Annotated in this window: 24 protein-coding genes; 20 read left to right on the top strand and 4 right to left on the bottom strand. The window is 36.2% G+C overall.

What is annotated here, in order from left to right; all coding sequences use genetic code 11:
* Nucleotides 1-56: 56 nt before the first annotated feature.
* Nucleotides 57-1,544 (top strand): flagellar hook-associated protein FlgL, encoded by a 1,488-nt coding sequence (gene flgL / locus V6255_RS13485; protein ID WP_341628630.1) that lies wholly within the window; start codon nt 57-59, stop codon nt 1,542-1,544.
* 301 nt (nt 1,545-1,845) lie between these two features.
* Nucleotides 1,846-3,507: a flagellin gene (locus V6255_RS13480; RefSeq protein ID WP_341628629.1), complete on the top strand. Its 1,662-nt coding sequence runs from the start codon at nt 1,846-1,848 to the stop codon at nt 3,505-3,507.
* 192 nt (nt 3,508-3,699) lie between these two features.
* Here the strand turns inward: V6255_RS13480 and rrtA are convergent, their stop codons facing one another.
* Nucleotides 3,700-4,278 carry a rhombosortase gene (gene rrtA, locus V6255_RS13475; protein ID WP_341628628.1) on the bottom strand — a complete coding sequence of 193 codons (579 nt, stop codon included), beginning with the start codon at nt 4,276-4,278 and terminating at the stop codon, nt 3,700-3,702.
* A gap of 31 nt (nt 4,279-4,309) precedes the next feature.
* On the opposite strand from rrtA, the gene V6255_RS13470 reads away from it, so the two are divergent.
* The 3 genes from V6255_RS13470 (at nt 4,310) to V6255_RS13460 (ending at nt 5,918) form a co-directional block, all read left to right on the top strand.
* Nucleotides 4,310-4,927, top strand: a complete 618-nt coding sequence (locus V6255_RS13470) for a tRNA-uridine aminocarboxypropyltransferase (protein ID WP_341628627.1) — start codon at nt 4,310-4,312, stop codon at nt 4,925-4,927.
* Nucleotides 4,927-5,343, top strand: coding sequence for an alternative ribosome rescue aminoacyl-tRNA hydrolase ArfB (gene arfB / locus V6255_RS13465; RefSeq protein ID WP_025562521.1), 417 nt, complete (start codon nt 4,927-4,929; stop codon nt 5,341-5,343). Before V6255_RS13470 ends, arfB begins: the two co-directional genes overlap by 1 nt.
* Nucleotides 5,344-5,618: 275 nt before the next feature.
* Nucleotides 5,619-5,918 carry a hypothetical protein gene (locus tag V6255_RS13460; RefSeq protein WP_160060655.1) on the top strand — a complete coding sequence of 100 codons (300 nt, stop codon included), beginning with the start codon at nt 5,619-5,621 and terminating at the stop codon, nt 5,916-5,918.
* Between the two features lie 138 nt (nt 5,919-6,056).
* On the opposite strand, the gene V6255_RS13455 is transcribed toward V6255_RS13460, so the two are convergent.
* Entirely contained in the window at nt 6,057-6,692 is a 636-nt protein-coding gene (locus tag V6255_RS13455; RefSeq protein ID WP_341628626.1) for a carbonic anhydrase, read from the bottom strand.
* Nucleotides 6,693-6,798: 106 nt separating this feature from the next.
* Here V6255_RS13455 and V6255_RS13450 point away from each other — a divergent pair, with 106 nt between their 5' ends.
* The 8 genes from V6255_RS13450 to cydX all read left to right on the top strand — a co-directional run bounded on the left by V6255_RS13450 (nt 6,799) and on the right by cydX (nt 14,977).
* Nucleotides 6,799-7,740 (top strand): LysR family transcriptional regulator, encoded by a 942-nt coding sequence (locus V6255_RS13450; protein ID WP_341628625.1) that lies wholly within the window; start codon nt 6,799-6,801, stop codon nt 7,738-7,740.
* Between the two features lie 209 nt (nt 7,741-7,949).
* Nucleotides 7,950-8,471, top strand: coding sequence for a crossover junction endodeoxyribonuclease RuvC (ruvC, locus tag V6255_RS13445; RefSeq protein ID WP_137297557.1), 522 nt, complete (start codon nt 7,950-7,952; stop codon nt 8,469-8,471).
* Between the two features lie 115 nt (nt 8,472-8,586).
* Complete coding sequence (gene rarD / locus V6255_RS13440; protein ID WP_341628624.1) at nt 8,587-9,474, top strand: EamA family transporter RarD; 888 nt, start codon at nt 8,587-8,589, stop codon at nt 9,472-9,474.
* A 132-nt stretch (nt 9,475-9,606) separates the two neighbouring features.
* On the top strand, nt 9,607-10,230 hold the full coding sequence (ruvA, locus tag V6255_RS13435; RefSeq protein WP_137297559.1) for a Holliday junction branch migration protein RuvA: 624 nt from the start codon (nt 9,607-9,609) through the stop codon (nt 10,228-10,230).
* Nucleotides 10,231-10,336: 106 nt separating this feature from the next.
* Nucleotides 10,337-11,347, top strand: a complete 1,011-nt coding sequence (ruvB, locus tag V6255_RS13430; RefSeq protein WP_341628623.1) for a Holliday junction branch migration DNA helicase RuvB — start codon at nt 10,337-10,339, stop codon at nt 11,345-11,347.
* Nucleotides 11,348-12,141: 794 nt separating this feature from the next.
* Entirely contained in the window at nt 12,142-13,707 is a 1,566-nt protein-coding gene (locus V6255_RS13425) for a cytochrome ubiquinol oxidase subunit I (protein WP_341628622.1), read from the top strand.
* Nucleotides 13,707-14,846 carry a cytochrome d ubiquinol oxidase subunit II gene (gene cydB, locus V6255_RS13420; RefSeq protein ID WP_341628621.1) on the top strand — a complete coding sequence of 380 codons (1,140 nt, stop codon included), beginning with the start codon at nt 13,707-13,709 and terminating at the stop codon, nt 14,844-14,846. The genes V6255_RS13425 and cydB overlap by 1 nt, the downstream gene beginning before the upstream one ends.
* Before the next feature lie 14 nt (nt 14,847-14,860).
* On the top strand, nt 14,861-14,977 hold the full coding sequence (gene cydX, locus V6255_RS13415; protein ID WP_341628620.1) for a cytochrome bd-I oxidase subunit CydX: 117 nt from the start codon (nt 14,861-14,863) through the stop codon (nt 14,975-14,977).
* Nucleotides 14,978-15,616: 639 nt separating this feature from the next.
* On the opposite strand, the gene cydC is transcribed toward cydX, so the two are convergent.
* Nucleotides 15,617-17,419, bottom strand: coding sequence for a heme ABC transporter ATP-binding protein/permease CydC (gene cydC / locus V6255_RS13410; protein ID WP_341628619.1), 1,803 nt, complete (start codon nt 17,417-17,419; stop codon nt 15,617-15,619).
* A complete protein-coding gene (gene cydD, locus V6255_RS13405; protein ID WP_341628618.1) occupies nt 17,419-19,230 on the bottom strand; it encodes a heme ABC transporter permease/ATP-binding protein CydD in 1,812 nt (603 codons plus the stop codon). Before cydD ends, cydC begins: the two co-directional genes overlap by 1 nt.
* A 328-nt stretch (nt 19,231-19,558) precedes the next feature.
* Between cydD and ybgC the strand changes: the two genes are divergently transcribed.
* Genes ybgC through ybgF form a run of 7 tightly spaced genes read left to right on the top strand, consistent with a single transcriptional unit; the run spans nt 19,559 to nt 24,870 of the window.
* On the top strand, nt 19,559-19,963 hold the full coding sequence (gene ybgC, locus V6255_RS13400; protein ID WP_341628617.1) for a tol-pal system-associated acyl-CoA thioesterase: 405 nt from the start codon (nt 19,559-19,561) through the stop codon (nt 19,961-19,963).
* Nucleotides 19,953-20,636, top strand: coding sequence for a protein TolQ (gene tolQ, locus V6255_RS13395; protein WP_137297567.1), 684 nt, complete (start codon nt 19,953-19,955; stop codon nt 20,634-20,636). The genes ybgC and tolQ overlap by 11 nt, the downstream gene beginning before the upstream one ends.
* Nucleotides 20,637-20,641: 5 nt before the next feature.
* Entirely contained in the window at nt 20,642-21,073 is a 432-nt protein-coding gene (gene tolR / locus V6255_RS13390) for a protein TolR (RefSeq protein WP_341628616.1), read from the top strand.
* On the top strand, nt 21,074-22,213 hold the full coding sequence (gene tolA / locus V6255_RS13385) for a cell envelope integrity protein TolA (protein ID WP_341628615.1): 1,140 nt from the start codon (nt 21,074-21,076) through the stop codon (nt 22,211-22,213).
* Nucleotides 22,214-22,222: 9 nt separating this feature from the next.
* Entirely contained in the window at nt 22,223-23,539 is a 1,317-nt protein-coding gene (gene tolB / locus V6255_RS13380; RefSeq protein WP_341628614.1) for a Tol-Pal system beta propeller repeat protein TolB, read from the top strand.
* 29 nt (nt 23,540-23,568) lie between these two features.
* Nucleotides 23,569-24,126 carry a peptidoglycan-associated lipoprotein Pal gene (gene pal, locus V6255_RS13375; protein WP_341628613.1) on the top strand — a complete coding sequence of 186 codons (558 nt, stop codon included), beginning with the start codon at nt 23,569-23,571 and terminating at the stop codon, nt 24,124-24,126.
* A gap of 6 nt (nt 24,127-24,132) precedes the next feature.
* The gene (ybgF, locus tag V6255_RS13370) at nt 24,133-24,870 is read left to right on the top strand and encodes a tol-pal system protein YbgF (RefSeq protein ID WP_341628612.1); all 738 of its coding nucleotides are present in this window, start codon (nt 24,133-24,135) and stop codon (nt 24,868-24,870) included.
* Nucleotides 24,871-25,342 lie beyond the last annotated feature (472 nt).

Raw genomic sequence — 25,342 nt, 5'->3', positions numbered from 1 at the left:
ATTCTTGCTTTGTAAGAATAGAGGGGCGTAAGCTCAAAAGAAATAAGAGAGACAGTATGCGAATTTCATCACAAACGTTTTTTATGCGTAATACTAGCTCAATGATGGAGCAACAAGCCTCATTGAGTGAAAAAAATTTACACCTATCAAGCACTATACGTGTAATGAATGGTAGTGATGATCCTGTTGCTATTGCTACTATCCAGCGTTTAAAACAAGACTTATCGATTGGCGAACAATATATAAGTAATGGTGAAACAGCCCAATCAGCCAATGAACTGTCTGACACTGCATTAACTCAAAGCACTTATATTTTACAACGTGTACGAGAGTTAATGGTCAGTGGTAGTAACGGTACCTTAAATGAATCAGATCGTAATGCCGTTGCTATTGAGCTAGAAAGTTTGCGTGATGAATTGATGGGAGTTGCGAATACCAAAGATGGTAATAATCAATTTATTTATGCAGGTTATGAAGTTGATACACAGCCGTTTCAAAAAAATGAATTTGGAGAGATAGAGTATCATGGTGATAGTGGCGAGAATGATTATCGAATTGGTGCTGGTGTTTTAGTTCAAGCAAATGACTCTGGATCTAAAATATTTATGGAAGTTGCTGAAGGTAATGGCACTTTTGTCTCAGAGCTTAGTGCCAATAATACCGGTGCGGGTGTTATTAGTGCGGGTAATATTGTTGATGAAAATGCAGCGCGTGATTTTCTTGACCAGGATTACACTATTGCCATTAATGATACGAGCGAGGGCTCTGAATATTCTGTTTACGGTTTAAAAGAAACGGCAGTGTCAGGGAGTGCCAAGATTAGTATTAGTGGTGTTGATTTAGATGCCGTAGATATAAATAGTGTTGATCCTGCTATAAATGGGCCTGTTGCCATTAATTTTATAGAGATTGGAACAGGTACTAATCAATTTCAAATTGAAGTAAATGGACAGTTATCATCTTCAGTTTACGATGGAGATAATGCAGAAGTTCAAACTCTAAATATTAATGGTATTGCCATTGAAGTTGATGGCTTACCAAAAAACGGTGATAGTTTTGAATTCACTCAATTTGTAGCACCAACAGCTTATGAAGAAGATCAAGCGATCTCATTTAATGGGATTAAGACACAAGTGAAAGGTGAAGTTGAAGATGGAGATACTTTCACGTTACGCCAAAGTGAAGAAAAAGACATCTTTTCTACTATTCAAAGTGCTATTGATGCATTACGTATTCCCGGAACAGATCAAACGGCAGAAGCACAAAGAAATACAGCCTTTAGCATGTCTTTATTACAAATTGATGGTGCATTAGATAACATTACAGGGACACAAAGCTCGGTAGGTGCACGTTTAAGAACCATTGATAATCAGTATGAATCAACCTTGGATTTTAATTTAACTATTCAAAGAACGCTGTCTAATTTGGAAGATTTAGATATGGCTGCCGCAATCAGTGAATACCAACAGGAATACAGCATGTTGGAAGTGTCACAGCAAACCTTCGTTCAATTACAGCAATTAAGTTTATTTAATTTAATTTAAGCTTATTTCTACTTACCGTTATAACTTACTAATCTATTAAATCAATTATTAAAAGAGGCAATTTATTGCCTCTTTTTTTGTGCTTATAAAAGCTAACCTTAAAAAAAATAAAGAGAGACATTTTTATGACTATTTATTTTAATTTAAGCAGTTGATTTTTAACATGTAAATTTTACATCAAAGTTGGCACATTAATCGCATTGTTATTATCGAGAGTAAAAATTGACGGCAATAAATAACTGTTTAGTTCAATTGCCACATTTTCCTAACTAGGATTACCAAGAGATAAAAGGAACACATCATGGCTCAAGTTATTAATACAAATATAATGTCGTTGAATGCACAGCGTCAGCTTAATAAATCGCAATCAATGCAAAATGAGGCAATGGAACGTTTATCATCGGGTCTTCGTATTAACAGTGCGAAAGATGATGCAGCAGGCCTTGCTATTTCAACTTCAATGCAATCACAAATTACAGGTTTAACTCAAGCAGTACGTAATTCAAATGACGGAATTTCAATGGCGCAAACAGCTGAAGGCGCGATGGATGAAATGACTAATATCTTACAACGTATGCGTGAACTATCTGTGCAATCAGCAAATGATACAAACTCTTCTGAAAATAGAATCGCGATTCAAGAAGAAGTCGACCAATTACATAGCGAACTCGATCGTATCGCAGAAACAACTGAATTTAATGGTAAAAAATTATTAGATGGGTCATCAGGGTCAACAACACTGCAAATTGGTGCTAATTCAGGTCAAACACTAACATTTGAAATTGCTTCTGTAACGGCAAATGACCTGGGTTTGAACGGAGGTTTAAATAAAACGGATTTAAATGGGGGGCGTATTGATACGACGGCCTCGCTGACTGGTGATTCGATTACTGCTGCTGCAATTAATGGTGTCGCGATTCCTAAACCTGCGGATGATACCGCTCCTGAAATTGCTAAGGCAATCAATTTAACATCAGCTGAAACTGGCGTGACAGCAAGTGCATATAACGTTATACAAGGAGATCACGAAAGTACTAGTGTGACTGGTATTACAACTGGTCTAATGACTGTGCAAGTAGGTGATAGTGGTCCTGTATCCTTACCCGCGACCTCTTCTATGGATAATCTTGTTGAGACGATTAACCGTGATGTCGAAGGCGTTATTGCGTCTAAAGGAGATGATGGTGAACTCATCATGACCAATGATACTGGTCAAACAATTACTATCGGCGGAACGACAGGTGAGTCAGGTATAGCTACAGGTATTTATGGTGGTTACCTTGCTTTAGATAGTGAAGATAATAGCCCTATCGCAGTTACTGGGACCGAAATTGCGACGATGGGATTTGTCGCTGCTAATGGTGCCGATTCTGTTGTAGCAAATTCAGCTCCTGCTGCTTTTGCCGAAGGAGCTGCTATGTCGATTAATGGCGTTGATATCCCTACTCCACCAACGGGTGCGACTTTTGAAGATTATATCAACTCTTACTCTGATCAAACAGGCGTAAAACTAACAGGCAGTACTTACTCAGCTGAGCCAGGAAGAGGCGTTGAAATATCGTCTAATGCAGGCACTCAAGCCGAACGTGAGACTGCAATGACTGCAATGGGGTTCACTGCTGGATTAGAAATGGGCGGTAAAGTGATTGATTCACTAGGTACTAATGTCTCAACGTTTGAGAGTGCATCAAATACTATTAATAAAGTTGATGCGGCCTTAGATACCATCTCGGCATCACGTGCTAATTTAGGTGCGATTCAAAACCGTTTAGATTCAACCATTTCTAATTTAGAAAATGTATCGCAAAATTTATCTGCTTCAAACTCTCGTATTCAAGATGCTGATTTTGCAGCTGAAACATCGAATATGAGTAAAGCACAGATATTACAGCAGGCTGGAACATCAATATTGTCGCAAGCAAACGCAAGTACTCAAAACGTACTATCGTTGTTACAACAATAATTTAGTATTAACGATTTATTAGTTTTTTATTGAATAAGTTAGATGGCTGAGTATTCTTGGTTTTACTCTCATGATCTCCTTGTTCAGCCATTTAAAGGTAGCTTCGGCTACCTTTTTTGTTTTTAGTCGTTTATTGGTAACCTATTGGGATGAGTGTAATTAAAATTATTCTTTATATAAATTAGATTTAGATCATAAGTTCTTAGCTTTACTAAAACGCCATACTTGAACACATAAGCAATAAAACAAACCTGCAATCGCACCGTATAAATGTGCATTAATTAATACTGTCGCACCAATTAATGATTCAGTACTCGCTGATGGTCCATTAAATTGCTCAAAAGCTATTTTTGCGATAAACCCAACACTTAAAATGATTCCCCATTTATCTTTCCTTCTCAGTTCATCACACACGCCGAATGCAAACAAACTATGTAATACACCAGAGAGACCAACATAGCCCTGTGTTGTTGGCTCAATAAAAAATAAGCATAAACTAATAAATACAGCACTGAATAATAGAATAGGTAATAAAAGTTGTTTTTTGAAGGTGTCAAAAAATAACGAAACAACCACGACTAACCCGATACCGTTAAGTAGCAGATGATAGCCGTTAGTATGGCAAAAATGAGCTGTGACTAATCGCCACAATTGGCCCTTTTCAACTGCGCTGTGGTAATATGCAAACCATTGATGGCTGTCTGGTTGGAAAACAAAGAGCAGTGTACTGAGTGTCAAAATAATAGCAGTATGGGTTAATACAGCGCGCATTTAAAAACCTTAAAGGAAGTTGAAACAAGTCATGAATAAAAGAGCATTTTGTAACCAGTGTAACAAAGCATCATCTGCATGTATTTGTGCATCGATTTGCCCGCTTGATAATCAACACTTTTTACATGTTTTGCAAGATCCGAGTGAACAAAACAAAGCGATTGGTACAGCGCGTATCCTCGATTTATCATTATCTAAGGTGAAGTTGAGTATTGGACATTCTTTTGACGCTTCCATGTTTGATTTAAATAATACATTCTTAGTTTTTCCTGATGAGCAAGCCAGTTCAATTAGTGAGTTACAACAAACTCAACAAATTAATAAAGGTTCACAGTTCATTTTACTCGATGGCAGCTGGAAAAAAGCATACAAATTATTGATGACCAATCCTTTTTTGCAAACTTTACCTAAAGTCATGATTAACATTGAAAATAAGAGTAATTATCGACTTCGTAAATCACCAAGAGAAGATGGTTTATCGACCGTTGAAGCCGGATATTATTTATTATCTGAACTCTCTAATGACACAGAAAAATATATTCCATTATTAGCCGTGTTCAATAAGATGATTGATTTCCAAATTTCAAATATGCCAGCAGATATCTATCAAAAACATTACCTAGATCCGCTCAAGGAGAATAAGTCTTAATGCCATTACAAATATCTGCAGGGGTAATTATTGCCGATTGGCAGTTACAATTAACCGCTATTCGTGCTCAAGGTGCTGGTGGACAGAATGTTAATAAAGTTAATTCAGCGATACATCTCCGTTTTGACGTTAAAAGCTCTACATTACCTGAGTTTTATAAACAACGTTTGTTAGCTTTATCCGATCATCGTATTACTGAAGATGGCGTGATCGTACTTAAAGCGCAGGTACATCGTACTCAAGAAAAAAATCGCGATGAAGCATTAAGTCGATTAAAAGAGCTTATTTTAAGTGCTGTTAAAATACAAAAATCACGAAAAGCAACACAACCTTCTCGTAATGCTAAGAAGCGCCGTGTGGATGACAAAAAGCGTAATGGTAATAATAAAGCATTAAGAGGTAAGGTAGTCGATTAAGCTGTTAATGTTAATAAATTGATAGCCTTTTAAAATTTAGTTTGTATTATCCATTCATTTTTTGACAGAATAAATTGCCTAACATATTTTAATGCAATACCGTTTACGTTTTAGCCTGTTGCTGCTTTGTCAAATAAGCAGACAGTCACGTTTATGGTGTAGGCTTTTGTATAGGGGAAATTATTGTGTAAGGTGCGTCGTTGAATGATGTCATTAAGTTGTCGTCAGACACTAATCGTTTATTTTTAAATGTTTTTGATAAGGAAGAGTGAGTTATGGCATTAATGGGTTTTTATGCAATTCGTAATGAAGATACTGAAGAAGAATTTACATTAGATGCAGATGATTTCATTTGGGAAGATGCGAATCAATCGGGTGAACAATATCGTTTCATTCATGTTGAGACTGATGAATTACCTGAAGTAGTAGCAACATTCGATGTTGACGCTGATGAGTTTGTTATGCAGATGCCTGCTGGCCTTGAAGAGCTAGAAAATGGTTTATATATCAATGCTGATAAAGATGAGTATGACTCAGATAGTGAATATGGTTACGATGATGGCTATGACGATTAAGTCTATTAAACCTGTCTAAATATTTTAAAGCTGAATTAATTCGATGATTATTTAATGTGTAAAGAGCTGTACTTCTACTTTTTACACGTTTCATCTTTATACGTTCAAGAGGTACATTAATTTAATGTACCTCTTCGATTAGCTAATTTGGAAAAAGCGACCTGTTTTTTCTTCTAATGCACATAGCTCAGAGCTAGAAAGATCATAACGCCAGCCGTGAAGTTTTAAGTCACCTGCATCAACACGCTCCTTGATCCAAGGGAAAGTCATTAGATTTGCTAGTGATTGCTCAATACCTTTTTTCTCACAACAATCATAACGGTGTGTTTTTTCAGTTATTTCTGTATCAGCTAAAATTTCGTCACGCACACCTTCAAGCTGCATCATCCATTTTGAAATAAAGCTTTTATCTATCTTCTTACCTGCACCATCCATCAATGCTTTAATACCACCACATTGTGTATGACCTAGTACAATAATACTTTCAACTTTAAGCCCGGTTACAGCAAATTCAAGTGCGGCACTGGTACCATGATAGTTATCGTCATCTTCACAAGGAGGCACTAAATTTGCCACGTTACGAATAACAAATAAATCACCCGGTTCACAATCTAATATTAACGTTGGCTCTACGCGTGAATCTGAACAACTTACTATCGCTATTTTAGGGAATTGACCTTCTTCTGATAACCTAGATAATTTTTCTTGGTGATCTTTATAATATCCTTCACGAAAGCGTTGGTAGCCTGCAATTAATTTATCAGTAGCTAACATTGAATTTTCCTTATTATTGACATGTTGCAGATAATAAAGGATAAACTACATTAACAAAAATTAATATATTTTATTTTTACCATAAATAAAGGTTAATGATAGGTTTATGCGCGCTACTCTCCACCAGTTAAAAGTTTTCCGTCAAGTTGCTATTTCAATGAATTATACCAAAGCAGCAGACAAGCTAGGTTTATCGCAACCGGCGGTCAGTATTCAATTAAAACAATTAGAAAATAATTTAGATATTTTCTTATTTGAAAAGATTGGGAAAAACTTATACCTCACGCCTGCAGGTAAAGAACTAAAGCTATTTTGTGACGAGCTGTTTGTCAGTTTTGACAATATTGATATGACATTAAGTAGTTTAAAAGGGGAGTTAACAGGTGATTTTCGTCTGTCGGCGGTAACCAGTGCTAAATATTTTACGCCACATTTATTAGGGGCTTTTCATAAACGACACCCTAAGGTTAATTTCCATCTTGATATTGTTAATCGCGAGCAAATTATTAAACGTTTACAGGATAATAAAGACGATTTAGTGATCATGGGGTTAGTACCTGAAACGATGGCACTTGCAAAATATTCATTCGTAGATAATCCGATTATAGTCATTGCTAATCCACAACATCCTTTAGCAAAACAAAAAAACATACCCTTAGCGGAGTTAGCTAATCATGCTTTTATTCATAGAGAGCAAGGTTCAGGTACGCGTAAAGCCTTCGAGCAAGTCCTTAAAGCCAATGATATACAGCTGAAAGTAAACATGACGCTAGGTAACAGTGAGACCATTAAACAAGCGGTAATGGCAGATTTAGGCATATCAGTCGTTTCACGTCATAGTGTGACATTAGAGCTAGCGACTGGCGTGTTGGTTGAGTTAAATATCGAAAACTTCCCATTACAAAGAAGCTGGTCTTTAGTACATCATGAAAGCAAACACTTATCGCCTATTGCTCAAGCATTTGTCGACTTTGTGTTATCACCAGAAGAAAATGTGCCTGCATTATGTAATCGATTTTTAGCGCATCATTTTGTTAAAAAAGATTAATCCTATCTTTTAATTTTATCTGTTTTTTTCTATTTTTAGCCGCTTTTTGATTACGTATCTAAGGTGGCTTTTTTCGTCTCGTTGAGTCACTATATTGTTCTCATTTTTATATTTTTATTATCTTTAAATACAGCGCAATAATATACGCTTACTAATTGATGATTAAGAAGATAATTACTATAGTTTGTTTTAAATAGGTTGGATTTTTATTGAGTATTATTTTAGGAATTGATCCCGGATCTCGAATCACTGGATATGGCGTTATTGAACAAAAAGGCAGTAAATGTATTTACATTGCAAGTGGCTGTATCCGTACTAAGGGTGACACTCTCGCGCCTAAGCTTAATATGATCTTTAATGGTATAGCTGAAATTATCCAACAATATAATCCTTCTGAATTTGCTATCGAACAAGTGTTTATGGCTAAAAACCCAGATTCGGCCTTAAAGCTTGGTCAGGCTAGGGGAGCGGCTATGGTTGCTGCAACACAATCTGATTTATACGTATGTGAATATTCAGCACGACAAATTAAACAAGCCGTTGTTGGAACGGGAGCGGCAAGCAAAGAGCAAGTGCAATCAATGGTCATGCAAATATTAAACTTATCTGGCCGACCACAAGCAGATGCTGCTGATGGGTTAGCAGTGGCAATATGTCACGCTCATACTGCACAGTCATTAGTAGCGATGGCTGGGCAAGTGAAAAAAACGGTACGCGGACGTTTCCGTTAATTCATAACTATTTTAAATAGTGGGTTAACCTTTATCTTTATTTTAATTTAGAGCTTTAACTTAACACCTTTGTTTCATTATGGATGAGTCGTATTCCGTTGTTTATCGAGAAAACATGAACAAATTATCTGAATCACAATTAGGCATTTTTTACGCATTAGGCGCTTATCTAATGTGGGGCATTGCACCGCTTTATTTTAAGCATTTAGGCTTTATTCCTGTGTATGAAATTCTCGCTCATCGTGTTATTTGGTCGGTAGTAGTGACTGCTTTATTAGTTTCGTATTTAAAAGACTGGTCGAATGTTTTATCTGTATGCCGTTCATATAAAAGTCTAATGATGCTAACAATGACCTCATTATTAATAAGTTGTAATTGGTTAGTTTTTATTTGGGCGATTAATAATGGAAAAATGCTAGAGGCGAGCTTAGGTTATTTTATCAACCCTATTGTGAATGTAATGTTAGGGTTGGTCTTTCTTAGTGAGCGGTTATCACGTTTAAAATGGTTTGCAGTGTTCTTAGCCTTTATTGGCGTAGCTGTACAGGCTTGGCAATTGGGTGAATTACCTTGGGTTTCTTTAGTCTTGCCATTTAGTTTTGCATTTTATGGCTTATTACGTAAAAAAGTAAAAGTGAAAGCAATCACAGGATTGTTGTTAGAAACAATGGTGGTGTTACCGATTGCCGCTTTTTATTTAATGGTGATCACACATAGCGATACGTCTAACTTATTTAATAATGATTGGTCGCTCAATGTATGGTTAATGTTGACAGGTGTTGTCACTGCGATGCCTTTAATATTCTTTGGTCAAGCGGCATTACGGTTACCTTTATCTACGTTAGGATTTTTCCAGTATTTAGCCCCTTCGTTATTATTTTTATTTGCCGTACTACTTTATGATGAACCCATTTCATTTATTAAAATGTTCACCTTCGCCTGTATTTGGTCTGGCATATTACTTTTTGTTTTTGAAAATAAATTGATTAAGTGGTTTAAATAAACAAACTAGATGCTTTAAATTAGCTAACTTAGTATAAAACACTGGATATTTAGTCAGTTGTTTTTTATGCTTATGAATATTCGTCTTTAGCTTATATAGATTTTGTTCATTAATGACAAAGCAGGGAACAGTATGATTGGATTATTACGTGGTATTTTATTAGAAAAGCAGCCTCCAGAGATTTTACTCGACGTGGCAGGCGTCGGTTATGAGATTCAATTACCAATGAGTTCTTTTTACCCATTACCTGCAGTAGGTGAAGAAGCAACTGTTTATACGCATTTTGTTGTTCGTGAAGATGCACAACTGCTTTATGGCTTTGCTGATAAACATGAGCGTGCGATGTTTCGCGAGTTAATTAAAGTGAATGGTGTTGGCCCTAAACTCGCATTAGCTATTTTATCTGGTATGTCGGCGAATCAATTTGTTCAGTGTATTAATAACGATGCGGTGACAACCTTAGTTAAGCTACCTGGGGTCGGTAAAAAAACGGCCGAGCGTTTAGTTGTTGAGATGAAAGATCGCCTGAAAAACTGGGGTGGAAGTGACTTATTAACACCAGAATCAGATAGATTGTCATTAACTAATGATTTCGAAAATACCTTTGTCAGTGGTAATGCAAAAGATGAAGCGATTAGTGCTTTGATTGCTTTAGGATATAAACCGGCAGTAGCGGAAAAAACCATACAGCAAATTTATAAAGAAGGGATGGATTGTGAAGCCCTTATCCGTAGTTCATTAAAGAATATGATGTAGACTGTCTCACGATATAGCATCACTATAAACTTCTGTTTTAAGTGTGAGCTTACTGTCACCATTTTTGTTTTAGTAAATGCTTATTTTTAAACTAATAGAGTAATACATGATTGAAGAAGACCGCCTTATTTCAGGTACTCAAAAAACCGATGATAATTTAATAGACAGGGCTATTCGTCCTAAGCTATTAGCTGATTATGAAGGGCAGCCGCAAGTAAACGCACAAATGGAAATTTTCATTGAAGCGGCACGCCAGCGTAATGAAGCCTTAGATCATTTGCTTATTTTTGGACCGCCTGGTTTAGGTAAAACGACGTTATCGCATATCGTAGCGAATGAATTAGAAGTTAATATTAAAACGACATCTGGACCCATTTTAGAAAAAGCAGGGGACTTAGCGGCACTGTTAACTAACCTTGAAGAAAATGATGTTCTTTTTATTGATGAGATTCATCGTTTAAGCCCGATTGTTGAAGAAATCTTATATCCAGCGATGGAAGATTATCAGCTCGATATCATGATTGGCGAAGGCCCAGCAGCACGCTCTATTAAGTTAGATTTACCCCCTTTTACATTAATCGGGGCAACGACAAGAGCGGGCTCATTAACATCACCATTACGTGACCGTTTTGGTATTGTGCAACGATTAGAATATTACGATTTAAAGTCACTAACAAAAATTGTGATGCGTAGTGCGTCACATTTAGAGTTAGATATGGATCAAGGAGGCGCCGTTGAAGTTGCTCGTCGGTCACGTGGAACGCCACGTATTGCCAATCGTTTATTACGACGAGTGCGTGATTATGCTCAAGTTAAGAAAGCTGCTGTGATTAACGCTGATATCGCTCAACAAGCATTAGATATGTTAGAGGTCGATAAAGAAGGTTTTGATTATATGGACCGAAAATTATTAATGTGCATTTTAGATACTTTCCAAGGTGGCCCCGTTGGCTTGGATAACTTAGCCGCTGCCATTGGTGAAGAAAAAGAGACAATTGAAGATGTACTAGAGCCTTATTTGATTCAACAAGGTTTTTTGCAGCGTACACCTCGTGGTCGAATCGCTACTAATCGAACTTATCTACATTTTGGGTTCGATAAACCTGCCATACCTTAGTCATATTCTGGTTATTGCTATCATAAATAATTGGCATAAATAACTGTTATTCATTCACTTAATTATCCGCTTAAAAAACAGTTTATTATCAATATGCCAATAATTTTAATTCGAATGTTTATACTCATTTTTCATAAAACATTAATTTAAAATAGCCACTTATTTTAAATTTTAATTTATCTCTTATTCATTTCTAAAACTAGGCTATCAAATAGTCTTATCTAGTCTCATCTGATTTTTATGCTTAGTCTTTTTATCTTGGTTTAAATATTTATTTCATTTTTTAAGTTTGTATTTTAGGTTGATCAAGATCAACATTAGCAGTATAAATAACTAACTTTTGGTCATTTATTACATATGTTAAAGCCTAGTTAAATGCCTGTGTAACAGGCGTTAATGATTGAAAGGATTTACCTTCTATTGCAACATAAAGTTAACAAAATAATCTTAAAAATTGGTTTTGTTAATTGTAGATTTTATAGGTAGTAAAAAATGTTAAAAAAAATTTTGACTGAAAATAGGATATTTTTTATCCCCCTGATCCGCAAGTTAACTTTAGTTTTAACTAGTAAAGTTATTATTATCAAAAATTTTTATTTCTCAACCCCTAATCTTTTTGATGAAAATCATATTTTTGGAGGAGTAAAAAGTAATACTGTACTTTATCGATAACCCCCTCACCAAATAGATTCAATTAAGTCAGATAAAAATAAATACTAAATTGGTTTATAAAACTAATAAAACAGTATTTTTAAAACAACATGTTTATATATTTTAAATTTTAGGAGAAGAAAATGGACGATATTGTTGATCTATCGCGATTTCAGTTTGCTATGACTGCGATGTATCACTTTTTATTTGTGCCTCTAACTCTTGGGTTAGCTTGGATTTTACTGATTATGGAATCACTGTATGTGATGACTAAGAAAGAAATCTATAAAGACATGACTAAATTCTGGGGCAAGCTATTTGCTATCAATTTTGCATTAGGTGTAGCGACTGGTTTAACCATGGAATTCCAGTTTGGGACTAACTGGGCATATTATTCACACTATGTTGGTGATGTGTTCGGCGCACCATTAGCTATTGAAGGCTTAATGGCGTTCTTTTTAGAGTCAACCTTTGTTGGTTTATTTTTCTTTGGTTGGGATAGGCTTTCTAAATTACAACATCTTACTGCCACTTTCTTTGTTGCCTTCGGTTCAAGTATGTCTGCATTATGGATCTTAATTGCAAATGCTTGGATGCAAAATCCTGTTGGTGCTGAGTTTAACTATCAAACTATGCGCATGGAGATGACTAGTTTTGCTGATGTTGTATTTAATCCTGTAGCACAAGTTAAATTCGTACATATGGTAGCATCTGGATATGTAGCCGGCGCTATGTTTGTATTAGCAATTAGTTCGTATTATTTATTAAAAGGCCGAGACTTGGCGTTTGCCAAACGCTCGTTTGCTATTGCCGCTGCGTTCGGTACGGCTGGTATTTTGTGTACTATTATTCTGGGTGATGAAAGTGGTTACGAAGTAGGTGATGTACAGAAAGCAAAACTAGCTGCTATTGAATCAGAATGGGAAACACATCCAGCGCCAGCATCATTTACGATGATTGGTTTACCAAATCAAGAAGAGCAACGTACAGACTACGCTGTTAAAATTCCTTATGCTTTAGGGCTTATTGCAACACGTTCCCTTGATGGTGAAGTGAAAGGCTTAAAAGAGTTAATGGCTGAGCATGATGTGCGTATTCGTAATGGTATTATCGCTTATGGCTTACTTGAAAAACTACGTGCTGGTGATGAAACGCCTGATAATATCGATGCTTTTGAAGCGTTTAAAATTGATTTAGGTTATGGTTTATTGGTTAAACGTTATGCACCGAATGTAGTTGATGCAACGGAAGCGCAAATCCAAATGGCCGTTAAAGATAGTATTCCAGGTGTTGCGCCTATGTTTTGGTCATTCCGAATCATGGTGGGTTCAGGTATTGCTATGTTAGGTATTTTCTTATTTGCTTTATATCAATCGGCTAGAAATCGTATTGGTCAAAATAAACTGTTTCATCGAATTTGTTTATATTCTCTCCCATTGCCTTGGGTTGCTATTGAAACGGGTTGGTTTGTCGCTGAATTCGGACGTCAACCATGGGCTATCGCTGAGGTATTACCCACTCACATGGCGACTTCTTCGTTATCAGTAGATCAACTTTGGTTTAGTATTATTTCAATTATTTGTTTCTACAGTGTCTTACTTGTTGTTGAATTCTTTTTAATGTTCCGCTTTGCTCGCCTTGGGCCAAGTAGTTTAAAAACTGGAAAGTATCACTTTGAGCAACTTGAAAACCAACAGGAGTTAAAATAATGTTTGATTACGAAACGTTAAGATTAATTTGGTGGGTCCTAATTAGTGTATTGCTGATTGGATTTGTAGTGACTGATGGTTTTGATATGGGGGTTGGTACGCTTTTACCTATTATTGGAAAAAGTGATGATGAACGTCGAATGATGATCAACAGTATCGCTCCACATTGGGAAGGCAATCAGGTTTGGTTAGTATTAGCCGCAGGCGCTATTTTTGCGGCTTGGCCTGCAGCTTATGCAACGGCATTCTCTGGCTTTTACGTTGCGATGATGTTGACTTTATTTGCCTTGTTTTTCAGACCTGTTGGTTTTGATTATCGTAGCAAAGTAGCTAACCCTCGTTGGAAAACAAGTTGGGATTGGGGAATATTTGTAGGTAGTACTGTCCCTCCTATCATTTTTGGTGTCGCTTTTGGTAATTTGCTGCAAGGCGTTCCTTTTGTTTTAGATGAATATTTACGTGCTAATTATCAAGGCGGATTCTTCGCTTTATTGAATCCATTTGCTCTGTTAGTTGGCGTGTTTAGTTTGTGTTTGTTTGTACTCCAAGGGTCTACTTGGTTGCAGATGAAAACAGAAGGCAAGTTATATGAAAGAGCTCGTAAGGTGACGTTAATTATGGCTCCTATTGCTACTTTATTATTTGCTATCGCAGGTATTTGGTTAGCTAAAGGCATTGATGGTTTTGTTATTTCATCTAATATTGATCATAATGGTGTATCTAATCCATTAATTAAGATGGTAGAAGTACAACCTGGTGCATGGTTACATAATTATAGTGACTATCCGATAACAATGATTGCTCCTCTTGTCGGTTTGTTATTTCCTCTGATTGCTTTTGTGATGAGTTACTTTAAACACAGTGGTTTTGCGTTCTTTGCAACAAGTATTACGCAGTTTGGTGTTTTGTTGACCTGTGCGGTCAGTATGTTCCCGTTCATCATGCCTTCAAGTCTTAACCCAAGCCATAGTTTAACGGTATGGGACTCGACCTCAAGTGAAGTGACGTTAAATATTATGACCATTGCAGCTGCAATATTTTTACCTATTATTTTACTTTATACGAGCTTTGGTTATATCAAAATGTTTGGTCGTGTAGGTAAAGAATTTTTAGCTAAACATAAACATTCAGCGTATTAATTAAGGAGCATTATATGTGGTATTTTGCATGGATTTTAGGTGTGTTATTAGCGTGTTCATTAGGTATTATTAATGGTCTATGGCTTGAACAAACCGAAACCAATGAAAAAGAAGAGCAAGAACAAGAGTAATATTAATTTTAGCTCGGCTTATTTATGTCGAGTTACTATTACTTAATAAAATGCGATTGCTTTTAACTAAGCGATCGCATTTTTACTTATTTAACCTAAATTCTGGTTAATTAAATCGGAATTGTATTTAAAATCAGAAGGTTATGTTTTCACTCTGTAATGCCGTTAGTTTTGCGTAGTTCAAGGTAAATTATTGAAGCAATAACGGGTTATTGACAGACTTGAATCTGCCAGATAATTTAACGCAGAAATCCGCGGGGGTGTATCACTTTGCTTATCCAGAACTGAGGTTATTTAACTTCATTATGTAAATACAGTATTAAATATCAATCAAATAGAGAAGTTACTTTCCTTGTTAAAAATCTTTTTCTGTACTGCATACTTCATAAAAGAAATAGCCATTCCTACTAATTGACTCGTCAATTTCCTTTTAATTTAAATAGCTACCTATATTAATGCCAATATCACTAATTAGCTGATCTATTTTACTTGTTAAAATAACTTATTTCTTTATTGTAAGTTTCGTAAAGGGATCAACAATTAAAGTGTTAACCTGTTTTGGTTAACTCCTCGGCAGAGTATTAAGTAGCGTTACTTATTCTGGCTATATAGTTGGAAGATGCATAGAATAATACTCACTTACTGAATTAACTGGTTATGTAAACTTGCATAATAATCATCTGTTTGTATGAGTTCTTTATGCGAACCACTATTACGTATCGTGCCATCTTCCATTAAGTAAATTTTATCCATTTTATTCATTGCTGTTAAACGATGACTGATCATGAGAAGTGTTTTATCTTTAGCGAATTCAAATAATAGTTTTAATATATCGCGTTCAGTGCGTTTATCTAATCCTTCAGTGGGCTCATCGAGTAATAATATAGGTGCATTGTGTAACAGTGCTCGTGCGACACCAATACGTCTTTGCTCTCCGCCAGATAACTGTCTACCGCCTTCACCTAGCCAAGTCTCAAAAGATTGATCACCCTCTGTTAAATGACCAAGACCTACAGTGTTAAGTATTGAATGTAGTTTTTTATCATTAATATCTCGTGCTATTTTTTGCTCTGCAGCATTTTTAAATGTTTGCTGTTTTGTTTCTGGTTGAGCAAGTATTAAGTTTTCTCGTAAGGTACCAGAAAATATATAAACTCGTTGGCTTACGACAGACATACCCGAGGTTAATGCTATTTGAGAGTATTGTTCGGTGGCTATATGATCAATTTCTATTGTGCCAGTGTTAGGTAACCACTCTCTTGTGATGAGTGATAATAAAGTGGATTTACCGCAACCTGTTCGACCTAATAAAGCGACTTTCTCTCCTGCTTTAATCGATAGATTTATATTGTTTAATACCCTTGATGTTGCGCTGTTGTTCGTTTCATCAGTGTAATTAAAGTTAATATTGCTAAGGTTAATATTACCTTGCTTGATCTGATGTGTACTTTGTCCATTAAAAATAATATCAGGTGTTTGTTCTAATACATCATTCACTCTTGTTGCCGCATTAATACAAGAAGATAAGTGTTGGAAAGCGCCTGCAATAGGCAATAATATTTCAATACTCGCTAATGCCATAAAACCAATCATAGCGAGCATCGCTCCTGGTGGTTGATATTCACCAAAACCTGATGATGCTATGTATAAAATAATAAGTACGATAAAACCATGACATAAAACTAATAGTGCTTGGCTAAATGCCATGACATTAGCAACCATTTGCTGATTAGCTAATAATTTTTCCTCGGATTGTGTTAATTGTTCACGAAAGCGATCTGTGGCAGCAAATAAAGATATTTCTGAAAAGCCCTGTATAAATGCTAACAATTGCACTCGGTATTGACGCTTACTTTCTAATTGAAGTATTCCCGGTCGACGTCCTAAAAAGTAGAAAAGTACCGGTAATACTAACCAGAGTCCTAATAAACTAATACATAATATCAATGCTATTTGAATGTCGAACCAAGCGACAAACAGAAACATGGCAATCAATACAAAAAAAGCACTAAATAGTGGAGTAAGTAAACGTAAATACAAATGATCTAATGCATCTATATCAGAGACTAGTCGATTTAGTATTTCGCCTTGTCTTTTACCTTGCATGTTTGACGCACTAAGCGGTAATAATTTGCTCCATGCCCAGACTCGTAGTTGAGTCAGCAGTTTGAACGTGGCTTGGTGTGTTGATAAGCGTTCACCGTAACGACTCACTGTTCGTAGTATCGATAGAAAACGTACACCGCCAGCAGGGGTGAAGTAATTAAAGCTTTGTGTAGCCAGTAATGTTAACCCAGCAATGGCTGAAGCAGACAAAAACCACCCTGATAAAGACAATAAACCGATACCTGCTAGTAACGTTAGAATGCTTAACACTAAGCCAACAGACATCATTAACCATTGTTTTCTGAAAAGTAGAATAAAGGGAAGTAACACTTTCATTAGATTTCTCCCTTTGTTTTGATTGAAGTAAGGGAACTAATATCAGTTATATCTAGTTGCATGTTTTTAAATAAACCTTCTGTTTTATTGAGGGTTTCAAAGTTTCCTTGTTGTACTATCTTTCCTTTATCCATTACGATTATTTTATGGGTACTTTCTAATTGGTCGAGGCGATGGCTTATCATTATACTGCTCATATTTTGTGTTGCTTTAGCAATAGTATTAAAGATGACTTGCTCACTATGTTGATCTAAACTTGCTGTCGGTTCGTCTAATAAAAATAGTTGAGCATTTTTATTTAAAGCTCGTGCTAAGGCGATACGTTGGGCTTGGCCAACTGAAAGGCCCGCCATCTGTTCACCGATGAGATGATCTAGGCCTAATTCTTTTTCACTAATAAAGTCCCATATACCTACTTTTTCTAACGACTCTTGTATTTTTTCATCTGATAAAAAGGTGTCTCCCATCGAAATATTTTCTCGGATACTGCCATAAAAAAGTTGTGGGTCTTGACCTAACCAAGCTAAATTTTTTCGCCATTGTACTTTATCAATTGTATTCAGTTCAACACCATTAATTAGCAAAGATCCCTGATAAGGAAGAAAGCCTAACAGAGCGTTCATTAAACTAGTTTTACCTGAACCGCTGGGGCCAACAAATGCAATATTTTCACCTTGTTGTAAGGAAAAACTTATTGGACCAACAAGTTGAGTACCGTCAAAGCTATAAACACAGAGTTGATTTGCTTGCAATGTAAGTGGGTCATTAACATTAATTTGGTTTTGTATCTTACTGGTATTTTGTTGCGGTACTGGTACTTCGTATTCAATCAACTCTTTGAGAGCTTCAGCGGCACCAATTGCTTGTGCTTTTGCATGGTAATGAGCCCCCATGTCGCGTAAAGGCTGGTAAAATTCAGGGGCTAACATCAATATAAAAATGCCTGTGAAAAGAGAGATACTTTCCCCGTAATGCCCAAAATTGAGCTCTCCTAAAAAACTGAATCCGAAATATACGGCTAGTATTGCAATAGAAATTGCCGCAAAAAATTCTAAGACTGCTGAACTTAAAAATGCCAAACGTAACACTGACATGGTGCCTGCTCTAAATGACTCTGATGCAGATTCAATGTTTCTTAATTCAACCGTTCCTTGATTAAATAATTTAAGTGTTTTTAAACCTTTTAAACGATCCATAAAATGTCCGCTTAATTGTGTTAATACTTTGAAATTTTTACGATTTGCATCAGCGGCACCTTTACCGACTAAAATCATGAATATAGGAATAAGTGGTGCGGTCGCCAATAAGATTAATCCTGCCGCCCAATTGAGTGGGAAAACAGCAATTAATATAGTTAGGGGAATGAAACCGACTAATAGCATTTGTGGTAAGTAACGAGCGTAAAAGTCTTGTAGATCTTCAATTTGCTCTAATACAATGGTTGCCCAACTCCCTGCTGGTTTTCCTTTAATGTATGCAGGACCCAATTCACAGAGTTTATCTAATACCAGTTTACGAACTTGTAAGCGAAGGCGTTTTCCTGCTTCGAAACTAGTGCGTTCACGAGCAAAAACTAAAGTAGCTCTTATCGGGATTAAACATAATAAAGTTATAAATTCATTACTTAATGCTATCTTAGGTTGTTCTAATATAACAATTCCGTGAATGATAGTGGCAATGAGGTAAGCTTGTAATATAAGAGAAAAGCCGGTTAATACCCCTAAAAAAATAGTTAAATTGAGAAAAAAACCGCAAGATTTTTTTTGTTCTTTTAACCATTTTGTAAGTTGTTTTTCTAAGGTGATATCCATTTATATAGCTCGTTATAGTGTTATAATTATTTTTACATATAATATTATGTTTTAGACCCGTTATTTATCCAGATACAATACTCAGTGCACCTATTAAATTCAACTTGAATTAGTTTACAGTGAAGAGGTTCTTTTAGGTAAAATTTCGGCTTTTATAAATATTATAATTAATTACTTTTAAGTTATTCTATCGACCTTATTTCTGAGCAGTTAAATAAGTTAACACAGGGATAAAAAGTACTCGTTATATCAGTGTTTGATATGATTTTTAATTTAAGAAAAAATAACCTATTATTTACTTCAATTCATACTAACAAATGAGGAAAATGTGTTAACTTCAAAATTACCAGTTCGAATTTATTATGAAGACACAGATGCTGGCGGTGTTGTTTACTATGCGAATTACTTAAAGTTTTTTGAGCGAGGCCGAACCGAGTTCTTACGTGAGTTCGATATCCAACAAGATACACTTTTAGAAAAAAACATTGCGTTTATGGTTAAGAAAGTTGATATGGACTGCATTAAGTCTGCACGCTTTAACCAACTTTTAAGCGTTGAGACAGAGGTTACATCTCACCGTAAAGCGAGTTTAATGTTTCAGCAAAAAGTTTTTGATGAAAACAGGGAACTTCTTTGTCAGGCAGAGACTCTAATCGCTTGCGTAAATTTGCAAAAAATGAAACCAACCGCTATTCCAACAGAAATAATTGAGGTAATTACCCGTGCACGCTGATATGTCATTTTTAGGTTTATTCTTACAAGCAAGTTTGCTTGTAAAGTCGGTAATGTTATTGCTATTAGGCATGTCTATTTATTCGTGGACGTTGATTTTTTCTCGTTCAAGAATGCTTAAAGCTGCCCAAAACACACTCAAACATTTCGAAGAACGTTTTTGGTCTGGTCATGACTTAAGCCGTTTATACAAAGAAACTGCCGCTCGTAGTGAACGAGTTAATGGTGGTGAAAAAATATTTTACATGGGCTTTAAAGAGTTTTCTCGTCTACATCGCATGCCTGGTCGTAATGTTGATGGCGTTATTGAAGGTGCTCATCGTTCAATGCGTGTGACTTTATCTCGTGAAATGGATGAATTAGAAGCGGGTTTACCTGCGCTTGCAACGATCGGTTCAATCAGTCCTTATATCGGTTTATTTGGTACCGTATGGGGAATTATGAATTCATTTATTGCATTAGGTGAAGTTCAACAGGCGACTCTATCTATGGTTGCACCTGGTATTGCTGAAGCATTGATTGCAACTGCAATGGGTTTATTTGCCGCTATTCCTGCTGTAATGGCGTATAACAAATTTTCAACACAAGTCGGACAGCTGGAAGCTTCTTACGTTAATTTAATGGAAGAATTTACTTCTATTTTACAACGTCAAGCTATGACTGAAGGTGAGTAAGCATTATGCGACATTCTTATCGTTCACCTAGGCGTAAACGGGTTATAGCAGAAATAAACGTAGTGCCATATATTGATGTTATGTTGGTATTACTGATTATCTTTATGGTTACAGCACCTTTAGTGACTCAAGGTGTCAAAGTGGATCTTCCACAAGCGGTTTCTGAAGCGTTACCAGAAGAAACGACACCACCGATAATTGCTTCTATAGACAAACAAGGTCGATATTATTTGAGTGCAGGTGAAAATGCAGACACACCACTAGATAATAATGAAATGACTCGATTAGTTGAAGAGCAGTTATTACTTGATCCGAGAACTCAATTTATTGTTAAAGGTGACGGTGATGTTGATTATAAAACCGTTGTTAACTTGATGGTATTGTTACAGCAAGCTGGTGTGCCATCATTGGGTTTAATGACAGAGCCTGACGAATAAATGAAAAATAGCACAAATATTATCGCATTCATTACCGCATTTTCTTTGCACCTTATTATTGGTGGCATATTGTTAATGAGTGTTGAGTTTTCTTTGCCAAAAGACAAACCTAAAGAAGCTGTTTCGATTATTGATGCAACTATTATTAATCAACAGATGCTTGATGACCTAGCAAAAAATGCCGATCAACAAAAACGTGCTAAACAGCAAGAAGCTGATGACCAGCGTAAGTTAAAAGAAAAAGAATTAGCCGAAGAAAAACGTCAAGAAGCATTAATTCAACAAAAGCAAGAAGATCAAATAAAAGCAGAAAAAGAAGCGGTGCAGCGTAAACAACAAGAGGTATTACGCCAGGAGCAAGAAACTAAACGCATTGAAACAGAAAAAGCTGCGGAAACTGAAGCATTGCAAAAGAAAAAGCAAGCCGAAGAAGCGGCAAAAGTCTTAGCAGATAAAAAGAAAGTAGAAGACGCAGCAAAACAAAAACAAGAGGCCGAGAAAAAAGCATTAGCGACTAAAAAAGAAGCTGAGCGAGTCGAAGCTGAAAAATTAAAAGCAGAGAAACTTGCAGCAGAAAAAGCTGTCAAAGAAAAAGCAGAAAACGAAAAGGCTGCGAAAGAGAAGGCAGAAAAAGAGAAGTTAGCAAAAGAAAAAGCTGCGAAGGAAAAGGCTGAAAAAGCAGCTAAAGAAAAAGCAGCTAAAGAAAAAGCGGCAAAAGATGCAAAGATTAAAGCAGAAAAAGACGCTAAGCGTAAAGCTGCAGCCGCTGCTGCTAAAAAAGAGCGTCTAAGGCAAGAAGAGTTAGATAGACAAATGGAAGCGGAATTCTCAGATGACTTTTCAAGTGCAAGAAGCGCTCAGCAAACATCTGAAATAGCCAAATACCAAGCGTTGATTCGTTCTAAAATAAGCCGAAACTGGAAAGTAGATTCTAGTATGAGAGGACAAACTTGTACCTTAAGAATTAAACTCGCTCCAGATGGTTTAGTGTTAAGTGCAGTAATGAGTAGTGGTGATAAAGTGTTATGTGATTCTGCTCGTCGAGCTACATTACAAGCAAATACATTACCTATTCCTAAGGATACTGAAATAGTTGGTCAGTTTAGGGACTTCGATATTAAATTAGAACCAGATCTATAAGGAATAAACATGTTTGCTCGTTTAATTAGTATATTAGTATTAGTCACTGTTTCTAGCAGTGCTTATGCTCGTTTAGAAATTTTAATTACAGAAGGTGTTAACAGTGCTCGTCCGATAGCCGTTGTTCCTTTTAAATGGTTAGGAAAAGGTAAAAAGCCTCAAAACTTCTCAGAAATTGTTGCTGCAGATTTACAACGTAGTGGTAAATTTAACCCTTTATCAATTGAAAAAATGCCTAAGACACCATCGAGTAGTCAAGATGTCGATTATGCTGCTTGGACTCAGTTAGGTATCGAAGCCATTGTGATGGGCGAAGTTAAACCTGATGAGACTGCTCCTGGTAAATATGTTGTTACCTTTGAACTGCTCGATGTATTGACCGGCAATGTCAATATGCCTGATTTTAACCCTGTTATGGATAAGCGTCGTAATACCGTAACAACGGGGCAACTTCGTCAATATGCACATCGTATTAGTGACATCGTTTATGAAAAATTAACGGGTGAAAGAGGGGCCTTTTTAACACGTATTGCTTATGTTGCTGTTGATAGAGCAAGCTCTCATCCTTATCAATTACGTATTTCGGATTATGATGGCGAAGGTGAGAAGTTAGTATTACGTTCAAAACAACCAATTATGTCACCATCTTGGTCTCCTGATGGTCGTAAATTAGCTTATGTAAGTTTTGAAAAACGCCGTTCTCAAATTTTCATACAAGACCTGTATACACAAAAACGAGAGCTAATGACTTCTTTTCCTAACATTAATGGTTCGCCGTCTTGGTCTCCTGATGGAACTAAATTAGCTTTAGTATTGTCAAAAGATGGGCAGCCAGAAATTTATACATTTGATATAAAAACAAAGGCATTGAAACGATTAACAAATAATCGAGTCATAGACACGGAGCCTAATTGGACACCAGATGGAAAGTCGATTATATTTTCATCTGAGCGTGGTGGAAGAGCACAGATTTATCAGGTGTCACTCACAACAGGTAAAACTAAACGTATTACTTGGGAAGGTGATATTAATTTAGGTGGCGCAGTTACCCCTGATGGTGATAATCTTGTGTTGGTTAGTCGTCATAATGGGAATTATATGATTGCCGTGCAAGACCTTGAGTCTGGTGAGTTAAGAACTTTAACTAAGACACAGTTAGACGAGTCTCCAAGTATTGCCCCAAATGGCAGTATGATTATTTACAGCACTGTTTATCATGGTAAACAGGGCTTAGCATTAGTTTCGATGGATGGTCGATTTAAAGCGAATATCCCAGCGAATAATGGTGAGGTTAAATCACCAGCATGGTCGCCATTTTTACAATAATTTTAATATAAACGTACTAAGGAAATAAAATGAATCGTTCTATGATCACAAAAGGCTTGTTGATTGCTTTACCAATGTTAGCACTAGGTGCTTGTTCTTCAACTTCAGATATTGACGCAGAAGCTCAACGAATTGCAGATCAAGCAGCTGCAGACGCTGCTGCCGCGCAACAAGCCGCTCAAGATGCAGTACAAACTGATACAATTCAAGCAATTCAATTAACTGCTGAAGAGCAATTAGTTGAAATGTATACAAGTGCAATATTAGAAACTACAATTAACTTTGAGTTCGATCAATCTGTGATCTCTCCTAAGTACGCGTTAATCTTAGATGCACATGCTAAATACTTAGTAAACAACACTGACAAATCAATCACGGTTGAAGGTCATGCTGATGAATTAGGTACACCTGGATACAACATCGCATTAGGCGAACGTCGTGGTCTATCTGTTTCAACTTACCTAGAAAACATGGGTGTTGCGGCAAGTCAAATTACAGTTGTAAGTTACGGTGAAGAAAAACCAGTTAACCTAGGACATAACGAAGCTGCTCGTGCTGAAAACCGTCGTGCAGAATTAGTTTACTAATTTCATATGAATAAACGTAATACTACAGCGGCCATTCTTGTGGCCGTTTTTTTCTCTTCGTCAGTCTATGCCGCTGCACCTATTTCAGATGCAACAGTAAGTACAGCAAGTAATGCTGAATTGCTTAAGCGGATGGATGAGTTGACTCGTGTGATGACAATTCGCAATAAAATGCAAATACGCTTTCAATCACAACTTGATCAGCTTGGGCAAGAAATTAACCAAATCAAAGGCTCAATTGAAGTATTTAATAATCAATTAGAGCAAATAGAAGATCGCCAACGTAATCTTTATCAAATGTTAGATAATCGTCAGCAAAACTCTTCAACAACGCCTACCTCTTCAGACTCGAATCAAGTTTCCGGTGATGGGACTGATAAAAGCGCATACCAATCAGCTGTAAATTTAGTACTTAACGACAAACAATATCAACAAGCAATCACTGCTTTTGAAGCATTTGTTATTGATCATCCTAAATCAAGCTATGTGCCTAATGCACAATATTGGTTAGGGCAGCTTTTATATAAAGAGAAAAAGCGTGACGAGGCAAAAACTGCCTTTTTGGTTGTAACAGAAAAGTATCCTGAATCGAATAAACGTGCTGATGCATTGCTTAAAATAGGTATTATTGATGAATATTCAGGGGCAATTGACTCTGCTAAATCATTTTATCAAAAAACAATTGCTGAATATCCAAGTTCTTCTGCTGCAAGCTTAGCGGATAAACGACTTAAAGCGCTTTAATTTTATTCATATAATTCCATTTTATACTGTGAGAATTATATATTGTTTAATTTCTCGGCAGATGAATTAAAAGTCGCAATTTTTTGTTGCGCTATTAAAAAATTTCTATATTATACGCCGCAGTTGAGAGGGACATGTGACTTAGTTCATGTTGTATCTTTCAATGAAAAGCTCAGTTGGTAGAGCTGTTTATCTATTTAATTTTAAAATAGATCTTAAATAAAAACCAAACCGTATATCTTGTATATCGGTGTTTAGTTCAGTTGGTAGAGCTGCTGAGACACTTTTAATTTAAAAGTGAATTAGAAATTAAAACCAAACCATATAATTATATATGTGACGTTAGCTCAGTTGGTAGAGCTGCTAAGACACTTTTAATTTAAAAGTGAATTAAAAATTAAAACCAAGCCATATAATTTATATATGTGACGTTAGCTCAGTTGGTAGAGCTGCTAAGACACTTTTAATTTAA

The organism is Psychromonas arctica (genome assembly GCF_038155225.1).
GTDB classification, from domain to species: domain Bacteria; phylum Pseudomonadota; class Gammaproteobacteria; order Enterobacterales; family Psychromonadaceae; genus Psychromonas; species Psychromonas arctica_B.
Note: the sequence above shows the minus strand (reverse complement) of the source record. Positions and strands in the feature narration are given on the sequence as shown.